The 1082-nt window shown below is 67.8% G+C and carries 1 protein-coding gene; it reads right to left on the reverse strand.

Annotated features, from left to right (window positions below; translation table 11 throughout):
- Nucleotides 1-1016 (reverse strand): IS21 family transposase (gene istA / locus JKF87_RS18115; protein WP_201101273.1); only part of this gene is annotated, 1016 nt, incomplete at its 3' end.
- Nucleotides 1017-1082: the final 66 nt, after the last annotated feature.

A 1082-nucleotide genomic window follows, 5' to 3' on the forward strand; every position in this document is an offset into this window, starting at 1 on the left:
CTAGCCATCACCGAGTAGCGGTTGCGGTCGAAGCTGATCAGGCAGGTCCCGGTCACCGCGTGCTCGCTCTCGTGGAAGCCGTCGAACGGGCCCAGCATGGGCTGCAGCGCCGGGCGCTCGGCGGCCAGGGCCTGGGCGACCGTCAGCTCCTTCTGCTCGGGATGCTGGCGCAGCTCGCCCCAGCGACGGCATTCGGCCTCCAGCCAGCCGTTCAACTCCTCCAGGCTGGTGAAGCGCAGGCGCGGCTGGAAGAACCGTCCCCGCGCCGTCTGGACCTGGTGCTCGACCTGGCCCTTCTCCCAGCCCGCCGCCGGCGAGCAAGCCGTCGGCTCCACCATGTAGTGGCTCGCCATGACCAGGAAGCGCCGGTTGAACAGCCGGTCCTTGCCCGTGAACACAGTCGTCACCGCCGTCTTCATGTTGTCGTAGATCCCGCGCGTCGGCACCCCGCCGAAGAAGGCGAACGCCCGCGCATGCGCGTCGAACAGCATCTCCTGGGTCTCGCGCGGGTAGGCCCGAACATAGATCGCGCGTGACGCGCACAGTCGCATGTGCGCCACCTTCACCCGCATCGGCTTGCCCGCGATCTCCACGTCCTCGTGGCTCCAGTCGAACTGGTAGGCTTCGCCCGGCCTGAACATCAGCGGGATGAACGACGGTGCATCCGCCACGCCCCGGCGTCGCTTCAGCCGCCACCCCGCCGCGTAGCGCCGGACCGCGTCATACGACCCGTCGAACCCCTCGCGCACCAGTAGGTCATGGACCCGCGTCATCCGCAGCTTCTCGCGCCGCGGCCGCGCCTCGTCCTCTTCCAGCAGTTCATCGAGCCTGGCCTGGAACGGCCCCAGCCTTGGCAACGGCTGCACCGCCCGCCGATAGGCGAACTCCGCATCCGGCTCCCGGATCGCCTTGCGAACCACCTTGCGCGACAATCGAAGGTCACGCGCGATCGCTTTGATCGCCTTGCCGGACGCAAACTCGCGCCGGATCCTCAACACCGTCTCCAACACCAACATCCCGAACTCGCCGCCTGACATCCGCCAAGCCGCCACCGTTAGACCTCAGGAATGAGGGGTCCTTAT

Origin of the sequence: Brevundimonas nasdae (assembly GCF_016654005.1) — a bacterium.
In the GTDB taxonomy this organism is placed as follows: Bacteria; Pseudomonadota; Alphaproteobacteria; order Caulobacterales; family Caulobacteraceae; genus Brevundimonas; species Brevundimonas nasdae.